The sequence below is a fragment of the Limnohabitans sp. genome (assembly GCF_031539105.1).
Classification (GTDB): domain Bacteria; phylum Pseudomonadota; class Gammaproteobacteria; order Burkholderiales; family Burkholderiaceae_C; genus Limnohabitans.
On record NZ_JAVKLM010000043.1, the window covers coordinates 25,886 to 42,902 of the forward strand.

The 17,017-nt window shown below is 58.4% G+C and carries 17 protein-coding genes; 5 read left to right on the forward strand and 12 right to left on the reverse strand.

Translation table 11 applies throughout. The features are described 5' to 3' along the window. Position 1: 1 nt before the first annotated feature. From RMR24_RS12395 to radA, 6 genes are all read right to left on the reverse strand, one after another. Positions 2-1,345 (reverse strand): ATP-binding protein, encoded by a 1,344-nt coding sequence (locus RMR24_RS12395; protein ID WP_310615390.1) that lies wholly within the window; start codon positions 1,343-1,345, stop codon positions 2-4. A 15-nt stretch (positions 1,346-1,360) separates the two neighbouring features. Then, positions 1,361-2,017: a winged helix-turn-helix domain-containing protein gene (locus RMR24_RS12400; protein WP_310615391.1), complete on the reverse strand. Its 657-nt coding sequence runs from the start codon at positions 2,015-2,017 to the stop codon at positions 1,361-1,363. Then, complete coding sequence (locus tag RMR24_RS12405) at positions 1,992-2,600, reverse strand: cytochrome b/b6 domain-containing protein (RefSeq protein WP_310615392.1); 609 nt, start codon at positions 2,598-2,600, stop codon at positions 1,992-1,994. Before RMR24_RS12405 ends, RMR24_RS12400 begins: the two co-directional genes overlap by 26 nt. Then, a complete protein-coding gene (locus RMR24_RS12410) occupies positions 2,597-3,067 on the reverse strand; it encodes a diheme cytochrome c (RefSeq protein WP_310615393.1) in 471 nt (156 codons plus the stop codon). Before RMR24_RS12410 ends, RMR24_RS12405 begins: the two co-directional genes overlap by 4 nt. Positions 3,068-3,078: 11 nt before the next feature. Then, a complete protein-coding gene (locus RMR24_RS12415) occupies positions 3,079-3,459 on the reverse strand; it encodes a DUF1924 domain-containing protein (protein WP_310615394.1) in 381 nt (126 codons plus the stop codon). Positions 3,460-3,521: 62 nt separating this feature from the next. Continuing rightward, a complete protein-coding gene (radA, locus tag RMR24_RS12420; protein ID WP_310615395.1) occupies positions 3,522-4,898 on the reverse strand; it encodes a DNA repair protein RadA in 1,377 nt (458 codons plus the stop codon). Positions 4,899-4,996: 98 nt separating this feature from the next. On the opposite strand from radA, the gene RMR24_RS12425 reads away from it, so the two are divergent. Further along, positions 4,997-5,809, forward strand: coding sequence for an aldolase/citrate lyase family protein (locus tag RMR24_RS12425; protein ID WP_310615396.1), 813 nt, complete (start codon positions 4,997-4,999; stop codon positions 5,807-5,809). A 7-nt stretch (positions 5,810-5,816) separates the two neighbouring features. Here RMR24_RS12425 and alr read toward each other — a convergent pair whose 3' ends face one another. Next, entirely contained in the window at positions 5,817-6,914 is a 1,098-nt protein-coding gene (gene alr / locus RMR24_RS12430; protein WP_310615397.1) for an alanine racemase, read from the reverse strand. 100 nt (positions 6,915-7,014) lie between these two features. On the opposite strand from alr, the gene lplT reads away from it, so the two are divergent. From lplT to RMR24_RS12445, 3 genes are read left to right on the forward strand one after another with little or no spacing between them, the layout of a single operon-like run. Next, positions 7,015-8,322: a lysophospholipid transporter LplT gene (lplT, locus tag RMR24_RS12435; protein ID WP_310615398.1), complete on the forward strand. Its 1,308-nt coding sequence runs from the start codon at positions 7,015-7,017 to the stop codon at positions 8,320-8,322. An 18-nt stretch (positions 8,323-8,340) separates the two neighbouring features. Next, positions 8,341-9,258 (forward strand): DMT family transporter, encoded by a 918-nt coding sequence (locus RMR24_RS12440; protein ID WP_310615399.1) that lies wholly within the window; start codon positions 8,341-8,343, stop codon positions 9,256-9,258. Continuing rightward, positions 9,255-9,740: a glutathione peroxidase gene (locus tag RMR24_RS12445; RefSeq protein WP_310615400.1), complete on the forward strand. Its 486-nt coding sequence runs from the start codon at positions 9,255-9,257 to the stop codon at positions 9,738-9,740. The genes RMR24_RS12440 and RMR24_RS12445 overlap by 4 nt, the downstream gene beginning before the upstream one ends. A 30-nt stretch (positions 9,741-9,770) precedes the next feature. On the opposite strand, the gene glcF is transcribed toward RMR24_RS12445, so the two are convergent. The 5 genes from glcF to RMR24_RS12470 form a co-directional block, all read right to left on the reverse strand. Continuing rightward, positions 9,771-11,015: a glycolate oxidase subunit GlcF gene (gene glcF, locus RMR24_RS12450; protein ID WP_310615401.1), complete on the reverse strand. Its 1,245-nt coding sequence runs from the start codon at positions 11,013-11,015 to the stop codon at positions 9,771-9,773. A 21-nt stretch (positions 11,016-11,036) separates the two neighbouring features. Beyond that, positions 11,037-12,200 carry a glycolate oxidase subunit GlcE gene (gene glcE, locus RMR24_RS12455; RefSeq protein ID WP_310615402.1) on the reverse strand — a complete coding sequence of 388 codons (1,164 nt, stop codon included), beginning with the start codon at positions 12,198-12,200 and terminating at the stop codon, positions 11,037-11,039. Positions 12,201-12,391: 191 nt separating this feature from the next. After that, a complete protein-coding gene (gene amt / locus RMR24_RS12460) occupies positions 12,392-13,858 on the reverse strand; it encodes an ammonium transporter (RefSeq protein ID WP_310615403.1) in 1,467 nt (488 codons plus the stop codon). 16 nt (positions 13,859-13,874) lie between these two features. After that, positions 13,875-14,213, reverse strand: a complete 339-nt coding sequence (locus RMR24_RS12465) for a P-II family nitrogen regulator (RefSeq protein WP_104796868.1) — start codon at positions 14,211-14,213, stop codon at positions 13,875-13,877. 30 nt (positions 14,214-14,243) lie between these two features. Next, on the reverse strand, positions 14,244-15,002 hold the full coding sequence (locus RMR24_RS12470) for a TorF family putative porin (RefSeq protein WP_310615404.1): 759 nt from the start codon (positions 15,000-15,002) through the stop codon (positions 14,244-14,246). Between the two features lie 211 nt (positions 15,003-15,213). Between RMR24_RS12470 and RMR24_RS12475 the strand changes: the two genes are divergently transcribed. Next, the gene (locus tag RMR24_RS12475; RefSeq protein WP_310615405.1) at positions 15,214-16,785 is read left to right on the forward strand and encodes a YifB family Mg chelatase-like AAA ATPase; all 1,572 of its coding nucleotides are present in this window, start codon (positions 15,214-15,216) and stop codon (positions 16,783-16,785) included. Positions 16,786-17,017 lie beyond the last annotated feature (232 nt).

Consider the following 17,017-nt stretch of genomic DNA (forward strand, 5'->3'; position numbering starts at 1 on the left):
TTCAAACCCGTGGATGGCGCAAGGTAACTTGCAAACCCCCTAAGTTGGCCGATTGACCCACCAGAACATCAATGTGCTGCAAGGCCGCAATGTGACGCACGATGGACCAGCCCAAACCACTGCCCGTAGCCGACGTGCCCAGCACGCGGAAAAAACGCTCACCCAATCGAGCTAAGTCGTCGTTGGTCAAACCGGGGCCGCTGTCTTGCACAGTCACTTCGACTTGGCGGTCATCCAAACGTTGGGCTTGAATGCGCACCGTCGCACCATCGGGGCTGTAGCGCAGTGCGTTGTCAATGAGGTTGCGCAGCAAGATGTGCCACAGCGTACTTTGCCCATTGACCTGCAAGGGCTCAGGCGCCAACAGCTCTAGCGTTTGGCCGCGGCGCAAGGCATAGGGCGTGAGATCAGCCAAGATTTGCTGGACCAGTTGGTCGAGGCGGAAGGGCTCAGAAGCCACGTGTTGCGGGCCCTCCACACGGGCCAAGGTCAGCAATTGTTCGACGACGCGCGAGGCGCGGTCGCAACCGACCAAGGTGTCTTGCAGCGCTTGTTGGCGCAGCTGGTCATTCGTGGCCTCGCTCAACGCCACTTGGGCTTGGGCACGAATAGCCGCAATGGGTGTGCGCAGCTCGTGGGCAGCATCAGCTGTGAAGCGGCGCTCGGTTTCCATGCGCAGGGCCAAGCGTTGCAGCAGGTCATTCAGGGCATCCAACAGCGGCTGCACTTCTTGCGGGGTTTCGGGCAGGCTGACGGGGTCTAGCGTTTGGGTGTCGCGCTTCAACAGCACTTGGCGCAAACGCTGCAAAGGCTGTAGACCTGTGCGCACGTTCCACCACAAGCCAACCAACAGAAGCGGCAACGCAATGAACAGCGGCGGCAAAAAACCTCTCAGCACAGCTCGCCAAATTTCGTCGCGGCTGTCCACCCGCTCGGCTACATAGATTTGCACATCGCGGCCTCGGCCCGGTGCCGCAAAAATGCGCCACGCATGGCCATCAGCCAAGGTCAGCGTCTCGAACCCTTGCATGTGCTGAGCCATAGGGGTGTGCGCCACGTTGGGCGAATGCATGACCAAGCGGTCTTCGTCAAACACTTGGTAGGCCACGCGGTGCGCGTATTTGTGGATCGTGGGCGCATCAAGCAAAGGCTCGTCATCGTCAGGCGTGGCGTTTTGCTGCACCACCAGCAATGCGGCGGATTGAGCCAAGTGGGCGTCGAGCAACTCGTCTACTTCGTGCTGGGCTTCATAGCCCACAAAGGCAGCTGTGCCCATCCACACCACCAACACCGCGCCTAAAGTGCGGGTGAGCAAGCGTTGTTGCAAAGAAAATTTTTGGGACATGTTGCTAAGCTGCACTCAAGGCATGACGATGTAACCCACACCGCGCACGGTGTCGATCAGCCCCGCGCCCATTTTGCGGCGCAGGTGGTGAATGTGAACCTCAATGGTGTTGCTCTCCACCTCGTGGCCCCAACGGTACAAGTGCTGCTCCAGTTGTTCGCGGGACAACACGCGCCCAGCGTTGAGCAACAAGGCCTGGAGCAAATCAAATTCACGGGTGGACAAGCTGATGGCTTCGCCGCCTCGGGTCACTTGGCGTGCGCTGGGGTCCATCACCACATCGCGCAGCTGCAATGTGGTTTGTGTTTTGCCGTGGGCACGGCGCACCAAGGCATGCAAGCGGGCCGCGAGTTCGTCTAAGTCCACGGGCTTGACCACATAGTCATCGGCACCCAAGTTGAGGCCTTCGATGCGTTGAGCCACTGCGTCGCGTGCGGTCAGCACCAAGACGGGGGTGTCGATACCGCGCGCGCGCACGGCCTTCAACACGGCCAAGCCATCTTGGCGCGGCAAACCAATGTCAAGCACCGCCGCTTGGTGCTGCGCGCTGAGTAACTCGCGTTCAGCGGCGACACCATCGCGCACCCAGTCCACCTGAAAGCCGCGCTGGTCTAGGCCCGCACGCAGGCCGCTGCCTAGCAGCTCATCATCCTCGGCCAGAAGTATTCGCATAGCCTCGCCACATCGGTCGCAGAGCTTGTGGGCCGCGCCACACGCGCAGCATCACCACCAACCCCACATGAATACACACCACAGCCATGGCCGCATTGCCCAAGCCTTCGTGCAATTCTTGCAGGGCATCGTTCAACCAACCATCGCCTAAAAGTTCATTGTAGGTAGCCCACCCACTGGCAATGGCCACCGTGCTGAAGGCATAAATACCCAGCACCGCAGCGCTCAGCACCCAGCTACTGGCACCCACCCAAAAGTTGCGGGTGAGCCATTCGCCCTGCTTGATCTTGGTAGCCCATACACGCCACATGGCCACGCGGCGCAGCAACAGGCCCCACTTTGCAGATGCGGGCCCCACCCAACCCCACACCAAGCGAAACGCCAGCACTGCGGCCAAGCTGTAGCCGCTGTACACATGCACCAAGCGCCAGTATTCCGATTCGGACGTGACATAAGAAATCAAAAACGCCAAAGCCATGCTGGCGTGGGCCATGCGTGTGCCCAAATCGACCACGGGTTTGCGCTTAGGCTGCTCAGGTGTGGATAAGCTGACTGGAGCAGGGTTTAAAACGGCATCGGTCATTTGGGAATCCTCACACGATCTTCGTCAAAGTCGCCTTGTGCCGCATCGCGGTGGCACGCCGTGCAGTTGGCGGGACTTTTGATGGCGGCACGTTTGAACGTGGCCGCGCTCACCTCGCGGTGCTTGCGCTCAAACCATGCTGAGCGCGTGATGCGGTCTTGTGGCGGATCTTCACGCGCACGCTTGCCTTGACCGCCGTAAGTTTGCAGCCAAGTGTCGATTTGCTTTTGCGTGGCCGCATCCAGCGAGGCATCGCTGCCGTAATGTTTGTCGAGACCGCTCATCACGCGCTGCCAAGATGCCTTGGGCAACAAGCTGGGCGGGAAAGCCAAGTGACAGCTGCCGCACTCTTGGGTGTACACAGCGGGCGGGGTTGGCCCTTTGTAACTGTCGGCCCATGTCGCCGTGCTGATCAACAAGGTTGCCGCAAGCAACGTGCGTACGAAAGATGAAAACCGTGAATGCATAGCAACTCCAATCAACGCACAGAAATGAGCCAAGCCAACACATCGGCTTTTTCAGCAGCGGTGCATTCACGCGCCAGCACGTCTTTGCAGTTACGGCGAAACCATTTTTCTGTTTTGGCGCTATCGGTAAAGCGCTTGGCGTTGGCCGCGGGCGCGAGGGGCTCAATGGCTTTGTCGGTGCTGGCATGACGACCAAACATCATGGGCGATTTGCCGTGACAACTGGTGCATTGCCACTCTTGGCCGTGGCTGGCTTTGAAAAACGCATCACCCTTGGATGCATTGGCGGGCTGACCCGCTTGCGCGGTGTAGCCCGCCAGCAACTCGGCAGGTGTGGCGGCCATCGCATGAAGCGATGCAAAGAGCAGAAGCGCGAATAACTTTTGAAGCATGGTTTTGTGCCTTTCAAAACCGATGCTAGTGAGCGCGTCTTAGGGTTTTCTTAAGAGGCCTCTCAAGCTAATTCACGTACCAAGCTAATGGCCTCATCGACCCTTTCCACCGCATGCACGGTCATGCCGGGAATGGGCTTTTTAGGTGCATTGGCTTTGGGGATGATGGCCACGGTAAAGCCCAGCTTGGCAGCTTCTTTCAAACGCTCTTGCCCACGAGGTGCGGGGCGCACTTCTCCTGCCAAGCCCACTTCGCCAAACGCAATAAAGCCTTGAGGCAATGGCTTACCGCGCAGGCTGCTTTGAATCGACAACATCACCGCCAAGTCGGCCGCTGGTTCGCTGATGCGCACACCGCCCACGGCGTTGACAAACACGTCTTGATCCATGCACGCCACGCCTGCGTGGCGATGCAACACCGCCAGCAACATGGCCAAACGGTCACGGTCTAGGCCCACGCTCAGTCGGCGCGGCGACGGACCACCGCTGTCCACCAAGGCTTGAATTTCCACCAGCATGGGGCGCGTGCCTTCGAGCGTGACCAACACACAACTGCCGGGCACGGGCTCGGCGTGTTGGCTCAAGAAAATGGCGCTTGGGTTGCTCACACCCTTCAATCCTTTTTCAGTCATGGCGAACACACCAATTTCGTTCACAGCGCCAAAGCGGTTTTTGATGGCGCGCACTAAACGGTAGGTCGAATGCGTGTCGCCTTCAAAGTACAACACCGTGTCCACCATGTGCTCCAACACCCGTGGGCCAGCCAATGCGCCCTCTTTGGTGACGTGGCCCACCAACACCACCGCCGTGCCCGAAGACTTGGCCATGCGGGTGAGGTGTGAGGCGCATTCGCGCACCTGCGCCACCGAACCGGGGGCGCTGGTGAGCTGGTCGGAGTACACGGTTTGAATGGAGTCCATCACCACTACCGCAGGCTGCAGTTTGTCAACGGTGGCTAGTATTTTTTCGAGCTGCGTTTCTGCCAACACTTGCACTTGGCTGTGGTCCAACCCCAAGCGGCGCGAGCGCAGCGCCACTTGCGCGGCAGACTCTTCGCCCGTCACATACAAGGTGCTCATGCCGCTGCGTTGCAAGCCATCCATGGCTTGCAAAATCAAAGTCGATTTGCCGATGCCGGGGTCGCCGCCAATCAACACCACGCCGCCTTGCACCATGCCGCCGCCCAACACGCGGTCGAGTTCTTCTTGGCCAGTGGGGGTACGGGCCACGTCTTGCGCTTCGATGTCAGAGAGGATCGCCACTTCTGAGGCGGGTGCCAAAGCGGCCATGCCTGCATAGCGGTTTTTGGCAGGACCGCTGCTGTCGACCGCGGTTTCAATGAGCGTGTTCCAAGCATTGCAGCTTGGGCATTTGCCCAGCCATTTGGCGGTGATACCGCCACAGTCGGTGCAGGTGTATTGGGTTTTTTCTTTGGCCATGCACCGATATTACTGGATGAATAGACAGTGGTCTAGATTTTTGTTTTTTGCCCACAATCAACCAGATATTTATAAAAACCTAAGCGGCGCAAAACACCATGCAAACACCGGTCAATCGATTCAAGCAAGCCCTTCACCAACTGCAACCCCAAATAGGCCTGTGGATGGGCTTGGGCAGCACCGTCACCACCGACATTTGCGCAGGCGCAGGCTTTGACTGGCTGGTGATTGATGGCGAGCACGGCCCCAACGACCTGACCACTTTGCTGGCCCAGTTGCAAGTGGTGGCCGCTTACCCCAACAGCCACGCCGTCGTGCGCGTGCCACACGACCACGCAGCGCTACTCAAACAAGTGTTGGACATTGGCGCCTCCACCGTGCTGGTACCCATGGTGGACACGGCAGCGCAAGCCGCCGCGATTGTGAAGGCCTGCCGTTACCCACAAGACGATGGCCAAGGTGGCATTCGCGGCATGGCGGGCACGCGCGCGTCGCGCTGGGGCCGCTACCCCAACTACGCGAAAGAAGCCAACGCGCAGGTGTGCGTGTTGCTGCAAGTGGAGACGCGCGAAGGTTTGAAGAATCTTGATGCCATCGCCGCCACCCCCGGCGTGGATGGGGTGTTCATTGGGCCGGCAGACTTATCAGCCTCCATGGGACACGTCGGCAACCAGACACACCCCGAAGTGCAGGCCGCCATCGTCGACGCGATCGCACGCATTCGCCAAGCAGGCAAAGCGCCCGGCATCTTGATGGGCGACGAGTCCTTGGTGCGTCAGTACCTGTCTCTTGGTGCCCTGTTTGTGGCGGTGGGGGTGGACAGCATGATCTTGTCGCGCCAAACCTCGGCGCTGGCTGCCAAGTACAAAGAAGGCTTGGTTGAGGTCAGTGCTGGCAAAGGCGCTTACTGAGTAAGCCTCAGTCTTGGGTGAAGCCCACGCGCCCCGACACGGCGCACATCAGCTCGTAGCCCACGGTGCCCGCAGCTTGGGCCACTTCATCAATGGGCAAGACAGCACCACTGCTGGACTTGCCCCACAAGGTGGCCTCGCAGCCATAACCCGTCAACTCACCACAAGGCGTGAGGTCCACCGCAATCATGTCCATGCTCACACGCCCTAAGGTGCGGGTGCGCGCGCCCTCCACCAACACGGGCGTGCCCGTCGGGCAATGGCGCGGGTAGCCATCGGCATAACCACAGGCCACGATGCCGATGCGCATGGGAGCCTCGGCGGTGAACGTCGAGCCGTAGCCCACGGTCTCGCCTGCCTGCAACTCTTGCGTGGCAATGATGCGGCTTCGCAAGCTCAGGGTGGGTTGCAAATCCCATTGCGCGATGGTGCGCTCGGGAAAATCTGGGGCACTGCCGTACAAGGCAATGCCAGGGCGCACCCAGTCGGCCGCCACAGCCACATCGCTGGCGTGGCGCAATAAACCTGCGCTGTTGCAGGTGGTGCGTTCACCGGGTAAGTCTTCGGTGGTTTTGGCGAACACGCGCATTTGTTCGGCCACGCCTTTGGCGCCATCGGCGTCGCTGAAATGTGTGACCAACGAAATCTCATCCACCTGCGGCAGTTGGTTCAAGCGTGTCCACGCCGAACGAAAGCGCGTGGGCGTGAAACCCAAACGGTTCATGCCACTGTTCATTTTGAGAAAAATGCGATGCGGCATTTGGGTCTTGTGGGCACTCAGCATGTCCACTTGCTCATCGCAATGCACGGTGTGCCACAGGTCGAGACGCGAGCACAGCTCAAGGTCGCGCATCTCAAACACACCCTCTAACAACAACACCGGGCCGCGCCAGCCAAGGCTGCGCACGCGTTGCGCCTCGTCGAGGTCAAGCAGCGCAAAGCCATCCGCACCGCGCAAGCCTTCAAACACGCGCTCAATGCCGTGGCCGTACGCATTGGCTTTGACCACCGCCCACACGCGAGCGTCGGGGGCAGCAGCACGCATGCGTGTCAAGTTGTGACGCAAGGCGTCGGTGTGAACAAAGGCTTGTATCGGACGGGGCATGGTCAATATTGTGGCACCCGCGTGATATAACCTTGGGTAGTTAAAAAAGAAAGAAGAATCAACAGGCCCGTGGCCCTCTGCGCGCCTGCCAGACCTATCTATGAAGCGCGGTTTTTACACCATCATGTCGGCCCAGTTTTTCAGTTCGTTGGCCGACAACGCCCTGTTTGTGACAGCCGTGGAATTACTCAAAACAGACGGCTCCCCCGAGTGGCAGCGGGCTGCGCTTGTGCCCATGTTTGCCTTGTTCTACGTGGTGCTTGCGCCCTTTGTGGGGGCGTTTGCTGACTCGCGGCCTAAAGGCGAAGTCATGCTGCTAAGCAACACCATCAAAGTGGTGGGCTGTTTGATGATGCTGTTTGGCGTGCACCCCTTGCTCGCTTATGCAGTGGTCGGTTTGGGTGCCGCGGCCTATTCCCCTGCTAAATACGGCATCTTGACGGAGTTGTTGCCCGCGTCGCAGTTGGTCAAAGCCAACGGCTGGATTGAGGGCCTGACGATTGCTTCCATCATTTTGGGCGTGTTGTTGGGCGGTCAATTGGTGGGCCACAACTTCTCGACTTGGTTGCTGTCGTTTGATGTGCCATTCATCACAACGGGCATCGACACCTCGGCCGAGGCTGCCATTTGCTTGCTAATTCCACTGTACGCATTGGCTGCTTGGTTCAACAAGCGCATTCCGTTGACAGGGGCTGCCTACATTCCCATGCGCGCCGATCCCGACAAGAGCATGGTGCGCAACCTCTTGGTGTTGGTGCCTGATTTTTGGGATTGCAACAAACGCTTGTGGCAAGACAAGCTGGGCCAAATCTCTTTGGCCACCACCACTTTGTTTTGGGGCGTGAGCGGCAACCTGCGCTACATCGTGCTCGCATGGAGCGCTGCTGCTTTGGGCTACACCACCACGCAAGCCTCTAGCTTGGTGGGCGTGGTGGCCATCGGCACCGCCGTGGGTGCGGTGGTTGCCTCGATGAAGATGAGGCTCGACCATGCCACCCGCCTCATGCCTTTGGGCATTGCCATGGGATGCTTTGTGGTGGCGATGAACTTCATTGATAACTTGTGGCTGGCTGTGCCCTTCCTGATTATTTTGGGTGGCTTGGGCGGCTTCTTGGTGGTGCCCATGAACGCACTGCTGCAACACCGTGGCCACAACCTCATGGGCGCAGGCCGCTCGATTGCTGTGCAAAACATGAACGAGCAGCTCTGCATTTTGAGCCTCGGCTTTTTGTACACCTTCAGCACCGGCATGGGCCTGAGCGCCTTTGGTGCCATCACCGCGTTTGGTGTGTTGGTCGGCTTCGTGATGTGGCTCATCAAACTCTGGCACGAACACAACCATCTGCACCACCGCGAAGAGCTGGCGCGCTTGATGCACATCGCCCGCAACGACGACCTACACGGCTAAGCCGTGCACACCCAGCACATGACACGTCCCGTACTGGCCGTGTTGGCTTTGGCCCTGAACGCGTTGGTGTGGGGCCTGTCTTGGTGGCCTCTACGCCAGCTCGACGCCAATGGCCTGCATCCTTTATGGGCCACTGCGTGTGTGTTCACCTTGGCCACCGTGGTGCTGACACTCATCAGCCCATCGGGCTGGCGGCACTTCAAACAACACCCCCAACTTTGGTGGCTCATGGCCGCCTCAGGCCTGACCAACGTGGGCTTCAACTGGGCCGTCACGACGGGCGATGTGGTGCGCGTGGTGTTGCTGTTTTATCTCATGCCCACTTGGTCGCTTCTACTCGCGTGGTGGCTCTTGCACGAGCGGCCCACACGCGGAGCCTTGGCCCGTCTAGGGCTGGCGCTTCTGGGCGTGGTGTTGGTACTCAAAACACCTGAATCGTCGTGGCCACTACCGCAAGATTTGCCCGATGTGTTGGCACTGTTCGCCGGCTTTTGTTTTGCACTCACCAACATCTGGCTGCTGCGCTTGCAGCACACGCCCGAGTCGTCACGGATGATGGCCATGTTTGGCGGCGGCGCATGGATGGCGTTGGCCTGCGCAGCGTTGGCCACTTTGACTGCCGTGATTCCTGCGGTATTTGCGGTGCAGCCGAATGCTGTGGATGTGGCGCAAGCTGCCGTTACTTGGGCACCCTATGTGGTGGGCCTGAGCGTTGCCTTCTTGGTGTCGAACTTCACCTTGCAATACGGTGCGGCACGTTTGAGCGCCCATGCCACCGCCATGGTGATGATGTCAGAGGTGGTATTTGCCAGCGTGTCCTCGGTGGCACTAGGGGCATCGGCGCTGACGTGGCGCGTCGGCCTCGGTGGCGGCATGATTGTTCTGGCGGCGCTTTTGGCCTCTCAAACCCAAACCTCGAAAGACAACACCCCATGACTGTATTGACCGACTTCACCGCCACTCAAATTAACGGCACGCCTTTGTCGTTTGCCGACCTGCAAGGCAAGGTGCTGCTCGTCGTCAACACCGCCAGCGCTTGTGGATTTACGCCGCAGTTTGAAGGCTTGGAGGCCCTACACAAAACCTATGGTGCGCAAGGCCTGGCGGTGATTGGTTTTCCATGCAACCAGTTTGGCGCACAAGACGCGGGCACCAACGCCGAGATTGGCGCTTTTTGCCAACGCAACTACGGCGTGAGCTTTGTGATGATGGAAAAAGTAGAAGTGAACGGCGACCATGCGCACCCGCTGTTCAAGTGGCTCAAGGCCGAAGCACCGGGTCTCTTGGGCAGCGAAGCCATCAAATGGAACTTCACCAAGTTCTTGGTGGGCAAAGACGGGCACGTGCTCAAGCGCTATGCATCAATGGATGCGCCAGCCAAATTGGCGGGTGACATTGAAGCAGCTTTGGCCGCCTGAGATAAGTTACGGCCCGATCGTCGCGCCTGTTTAGTTCAGCGCTTCGTCCAGCACTTCCACCCAATGCTTCACCGGCACGTCGGTGCCGCTTTGCAAGTGTGTGATGCAGCCCACGTTGGCGCTCAGGATAGCTTTGGGTTGCAGCGCATCTAAATGGCCCAACTTGCGGTCACGCAAGGTGGTGCTGATACCGGGATTGAGCACGCTGTAAGTGCCAGCTGAGCCGCAACACAAATGTGGTTCGGTGTTGGCCACTTGAATGGCAAATCCCAATTCGGCCAAGTGCTTTTCAACACCGCCTTTGAGTTGCTGGCCGTGCTGCAAAGTGCAAGGTGGGTGGAATGCTTGCATGCCTGCATTGGCCAACACGTGCGCTTTGAGCTTGGGCTTAAGAACCGGCACCAACTCGGGCAGCAACTCGCTCAAGTCTTGCGTGAGGTCGCTGATGCGTTTGGCCTTAGCGGCGTAAGCAGCATCGTCTTTGAGCACATGGCCGTAGTCTTTCACCATCACGCCGCAGCCTGAGGCGTTCATCACAATCGCCTCCACGCCTTGCTCGACAAACGGCCACCAGGCATCGATGTTGTTGCGCATGTGAGCCATGCCGCCGGTTTGGTCGTTGAGGTGAAATTTCACCGCGCCGCAGCAGCCTGCTTCGGGCGCGACGAGGGTTTGGATACCCGCCGCATTCAACACACGCGCTGTGGCCGTGTTGATGTTGGGCAGCATAGCGGGCTGCACACAGCCAGCCAGCATGAGCACTTTGCGGGCGTGGGTTTGGGTGGGCCACACCACGCCGTTGCGCTCGGCAGTTTGAGGTGCAGGCACTTTGGCTTTGAGCTTGGCGGGCAACACGCCGCGCACCGCTTGGCCCAGTTTCATGGCGGGCGCAAACAAAGGGGATGGCAAGCCTTCTTTCAAAGCCCAACGTAGCAAGCGCTCGCCCATGGGGCGCGGTACTTGGGCGTCCACCACTTTGCGCCCCACGTCCACCAAGTGACCGTATTGCACGCCGCTAGGACAAGTGCTTTCGCAATTACGGCAGGTCAAGCAGCGGTCTAAGTGCTGCTGGGTTTTGCGCGTGGGCTTGGCGCCTTCGAAGACCTGCTTCATCAAATAGATGCGGCCGCGTGGGCCGTCTAGTTCGTCACCCAAGAGTTGGTAGGTGGGGCACGTGGCGGTGCAAAAACCGCAGTGCACGCACTTGCGCAAAATGGCTTCGGCGGCAACGCCCTCGGGTGTGCCGACGTATTGGGGGGCCAGGTTGGTTTGCATGTGTGGGCCTGAATCTGGGGGTTAAGCGCGAGCGGGGTTGAAAATGCCAGCTGGGTCAAACTGTTTTTTGAGTTCGTTTTGAATGCGTTGCTGCACCGCGTTGAGTGGTGTGTACACGCCCGCTTGCTTGTCCACATCGCCCATGGTTTGTTGGCTGGCCGCACTGGTGCGAAACAAGGTGGCGTGGCCTCCGGCCTTCACCGCCGCTTCACGCAGTTGTGCAGCTTGTGCAGCAGGCGCCCAGAGCCAGCGCTGTGCACCGTGCCACTCGACGTATTGCGCACAGGCTGCGCCGTTCACGCGCACATCCAACACAGGCGCAGTTTGTGGCACGCTGAGGCGCCACAAGCAGTCTTGCTCAGTGGGTGCTTTGAAAAAGTCCAGGGTTTGCTCGCCGCTGGCTTTCCAGTCATCCGCCACATCGTCGGCGCTCATGCGTGTGACCTGTGCGCCCAGGGCTTGCACATCGGCGCTCATCTTGATCACGGCAGCATCCACCGCCGCCACGGCACCGCGCAGACGCACGTAGAAAACGTCTTGGGCTGGACTAGCTGTGGTGTCGTGCACCCAAGCGCTGGCGTTCAATGGCAGCGGCTGGCCGCCCCAGTGGTTGATGAGCTTCAAAGCTTGCGCTTGGCTCACACCCGCGCACACCAAGGTGGCTTCGCCGGGCGTCACTGGCAGCACTTTCAAAGACACTTCGGTGATGAGGCCCAACTGACCCCAACTGCCCGCGAGTAAACGCGACACGTCGTAACCCGCCACGTTCTTCATCACTTGGCCGCCAAAGGTCAGGTGCTCGCCTTTGCCGTTGATCACGCGCGCGCCCAACACAAAGTCGCGCACCGTGCCCACACTGGCACGAGCAGGGCCACTCAAGCCTGCAGCCACCATGCCACCGATCGTGGCGCCTTTGCCAAAGTGCGGTGGCTCAAAAGCAAAGCACTGGCCTTTTTGCGCCAAGGCAGCTTCCACTTCAGCCAAGGGTGTGCCGCAGCGCACGGTAATCACCAGCTCGCTCGGCTCGTAGCTCAAGATGCCGCTGTAGGGCGTGGTGTCCAACACCTCACCTTGCAACGATTGACCTAAAAAGTCTTTGGTACCACCGCCGCGCAAGCGCAGCGGCTGGCCGGATTTAGAGGCTTGAAGAATGCGATCGGTGAACTGCTGAAGGATATCTTGCATAGCCGTCATGGTAGCTGCTAGGCCTGACGGTCATTTTGAATTTTTTGCACAGGGCTTTCAAAAATCACTCGCTCCTGCAACGCTGGCGACAAGCCAACCAGACACGGCTAACGTTTATATAAACGCCCACAAAAAAGCCCGCCGTGAGGCGGGCTGTAAAGTCCAAGGGAAACCTTGAAGTACTTGAAAAATTAACGGTGGTAAGCAGTTTCGCCGTGTGAGCTGATGTCGAGGCCTTCGCGCTCTTCTTCTTCCGTCACACGCAGACCCACAACCATGTCCACAATCTTGTAGCCAATGTAGGAAACCACACCCGACCAAACAATGGTGGTCACCACGGCTTCGAGTTGAATCAACACTTGGCCGCCGATGGAGTAGTCAGCGCTGGCAGCGTTGGCCACGTAATCAAAGATGCCTGTGCCGCCGAGTGAAGGTGCTGCAAACACGCCGGTCAACAACGCACCCACAATACCGCCCACGCCGTGCACACCAAACACATCGAGTGAGTCGTCAGCGCCCAACAGGCGTTTCAGACCGTTCACACCCCACAAGCAGAGGAAACCGCCTGCAGCACCGATCACGATGGCACCCATGGGGCCCACGAAACCGCAAGCTGGGGTGATCGCCACCAAGCCAGCCACAGCACCAGAGGCTGCGCCCAACATCGAAGCTTTGCCTTTAGACAATGCTTCACCAGCAATCCAAGCCAAGGTAGCAGCAGCCGTAGCCACCAGTGTGTTCACGAAAGCCAGAGCTGCAACACCGTTGGCTTCGAGGTTAGAGCCGGCGTTGAAACCGAACCAACCCACCCACAACAAAGATGCGCCAACCATGGTCAGAGTCAAGCTGTGAGGAGCCATTGATTCTTTGCCGTAGCCCGTACGCTTGCCGATCACATAAGCACCCACCAAACCTGCCACAGCAGCGTTGATGTGCACCACCGTACCGCCAGCGAAGTCCAATGCACCCTTGGCCCACAACCAGCCAGCAGCGGCAGTCACAGTTTCCAAAGTAGCAGCGTCGGTGATGGCGTCAGGGCCGTCCCAGTACCAAACCATGTGGGCCACTGGCAAGTAGCTGAACGTGAACCAAATGGCGCAGAACAACAACACAGCAGAGAAGCGCACGCGCTCAGCAAATGCACCCACGATCAATGCGCAAGTGATGGCAGCGAACGTCGCTTGGAAAGCCGCGAAAGTGAACTCAGGAATCACAACGCCTTTGCTGAACGTGGCAGCAATGGAGTCAGGCGTGATGCCTTTGAGGAACAGCTTGTCGAAGCCACCAAAGAACGGTGAGCCGCCGCTGAACGCCACGGTGTAGCCGTAGATGACCCACAACACATAAATGAGTGAGCTCACGACAAACACTTGCATCAGCACAGACAGCATGTTCTTGCTGCGGACCAAACCGCCGTAGAACAAAGCCAAGCCTGGGATGGTCATCAAGATGACCAACACAGTCGAAATCGTCATAAAGGCGGTGTCGCCTTTGTTAGGCACGGCAACAGGTGCTGCCGCTTCTGCAGTTGCAGCAGCGGGAGCTGCGGCAGGGGCTGTGACTTTGACGTCAGCAGCGGGGGCAGTTTGTGCCATGGCGGCAGTGCCACCGAGCAACAGGCCAAACCCGAGGGCCAATGAGGCTAAGAATTTTTTCATGATGGTGTCTTCTTTCTTAAAGCGCTTCTGGACCGGTTTCACCGGTGCGGATGCGGACGACTTGTTCGAGGTCGTAAACAAAAATCTTGCCGTCGCCGATTTTTCCGGTACGTGCAGAACCTTCGATGGCTTCGATCGCGCGCTCGACGTGTTCAGCGTCAACCGCGGCTTCGATCTTGACCTTTGGCAAGAAGTCAACCACGTACTCAGCGCCGCGATACAGCTCGGTATGGCCTTTTTGACGGCCAAAGCCTTTGACTTCAGTAACAGTGATACCTTGCACGCCAATTTGAGAGAGGGCCTCGCGGACCTCATCCAACTTGAACGGCTTGATGATGGCGGTGATGAGTTTCATGGTTGCTCCTAGAGAAGACAGTGCGTTGGTTTAGAACGCGTACTTGACGCCAACGACCACTGCGTTTTTGGCTGTGCCGTAACTAGTCGCTGTCGATGTGTAAAAAGTATTTTTCTTTGCAGTTGTACTGATTGCTGCGACGCTTACTGATAAGCCATCACCCAAATCCTTACCCACAGTTAAAGCGAAGTCGCTATAGCTGTTTGGAGAGTTCTTAATCACTTGACGACCAGCGTGTGGTGTCAAGGTATAACCATTGCCCAGATCTAAGTTCGCGCTCAAATCAAAGTACTCGCTGCCTTTCGAATTGGCAGTACCAAACAAATCAGAAAACGCATAAGAATACTTAGCAGTGACCACACCATAAGTTGCTGCGCCATAAACTTCGTCTGTATTTGCATTCACTGCACCGGAAACTTTGTTGTACGTGTTGTTCGCATATTCATAGCGCAAGTAACCAACGTCATATGCAACACCAGCTGCTTCAAATTTATAACCACCGTAAAGATCTAACTCAACTGGGCCTTTAGCATTTGAACCTGCATCCTTGATCCACTTAATAGTCGAACCCCAAGCGCCCAAATAGAAACCGTTGGCGTTTGCGTAATCCACGCCGCCTTGCAAAGCTGCATCACCCTTGGTTTGAGCGATACCGCGGTAACGGTATTGGCTGACCACGCCGACGTTGTAAGTGATTTCTGGAACTTCAGGTGCAGCAGGCGCTGTTTGTGCGAAGGCTGCTGAAGATGTGGCCAAGAGGGCCAGCAAAAGTTTGGACTTGATGTTCATAGTTTTCTCCATTGAAAAATTTAAGAGGGACACACCTACTTAGCAGGGTCCGTGCCAACGTGTTTGTTCACAAAAGTGTTCGCTCCACGCGACCCACGACCCAAAGTGATGCGGTAGTCTGGCTACTTCACCATTTTGATGCACTTTATTGGTGCGTCACTTTGTATTACTTGCCCCGCATTGGGGATAAACACTCAAAAAGAGAAGTTTTATGACGCTTGCGTTAATTCACAGCCGTGCACTGCTCGGTTTACAAGCACCCGCAGTGACCGTTGAGGTGCATTTGGCCAACGGCCTGCCCAGTTTCACGCTCGTGGGCTTGGCGGACACCGAAGTGAAAGAGGCCCGTGAGCGGGTGCGCTGTGCCATTCAAAACGCGGGGCTGGACTTTCCAACAAACAAGCGCATCACGGTCAACCTCGCCCCCGCTGACCTGCCCAAAGACTCGGGTCGTTTTGATTTGCCCATTGCCTTGGGCATCTTGGCGGCCCATGGCCTTTTGGACGAAGCGGCCTTGGCGCTGCACGAGTTTGCGGGCGAGTTGTCCCTCTCGGGCGAGCTGCGGCCCGTGCGCGGCGCGCTGGCCATGGGGCTGGCTTTGCGCGGCGCGGGCGTGCGCACACGGTTGGTGTTGCCACCCGTGAGTGCGGAAGAAGCCGCCTTGGTGCCGACCGCCGAGGTGTACCGTGCCCAACACCTGAGCGATGTGGTGGCGCGCTTTGCCAAGCCCGAGATGAAAGGCTTGGTGGCCAAGCGGGAAGAAGCCAACACGCACCCAGTGCACACCTCCGAAGGCTGGTGCCGCATTCAAGCGCCAGTCTTGCAAGTCAAAGCCATGAAGCACGGCCCCGACTTGGCCGACGTCAAAGGCCAAGCGGGGCCACGCCGCGCCCTAGAGATTGCAGCGGCAGGCGGGCACTCTCTTTTATTAGTAGGACCGCCCGGCACTGGCAAGTCGATGCTGGCGCAACGCTTCGCAGCCTTGTTGCCAAATATGTCGCTGGACGACGCGCTAGAGAGCGCTGCCATCGCCAGCCTCGCTGGCCGGTTTGAGTTGAACCAATGGATGCAACGACCCACACGCAGCCCGCACCACACTGCCACCTCGGTGGCATTGGTAGGTGGCGGCACGCCGCCGCGGCCAGGCGAAATTTCGTTGGCGCACAACGGGGTGCTATTTTTAGACGAGCTAGCTGAAGTCAAGCGCAGCGCGCTCGAAGCTTTGCGCGAACCGCTAGAGAACGGCCACATCACCATCTCACGCGCGGCCACGCAGGCCAAGTTTCCTGCGCGGTTTCAGCTGATAGCCGCCATGAATCCTTGCCCCTGTGGCTACTTGGGCTCCACCCAAAAAACCTGCCGCTGCACACCCGACCAAGTGGCGCGTTACCAAGGCAAGCTCAGCGGCCCCTTGCTAGACCGCATCGACTTGCAGGTGGAAGTGCCCACGCTGGCCACCGAGGTGTTGATGCAAAGCGTGCCCGGTGAATCCACCGCCACCGTGCGTGCGCGTTGTTTGGCAGCGCACGCCAAAGCGCTGGCGCGACAAGGCACGCCCAACCAAGGCTTGCAAGGTCAAGCGCTAGAAGCGCACATGCACCTTGACGCGCAAGCAGCCACGTTTTTACAAAATGCAGCCACCAAGCTGGGCTGGTCTAGCCGCAGCACACACCGTGCGTTGCGCGTGGCACGCACCATTGCAGACTTGGCTGACAGCGCCAACTTGCAAGTGGCACATGTGGCCGAAGCGCTGCAATACCGGCGCGTGCTTGTGTCGCACTGAGCGCACCTCACAAACTCACCATGTGGCACTCGTCACACTTTTGTGTGCATCTGCTGAAATTTCTTTGCGACATTCCCGTCGTCAATTCATCTTCGGCGGATTCAAGGACGAAGTGCAACAAAGATGAACTGGTTATAGGTGGCTGAGGATGCGAGAGCATCATGGCCGCTTTAACCGCCAAGTCGAAGTTGCCCAATGTACAAGCACCTCAGCCGAGAAGAACGATACCAAA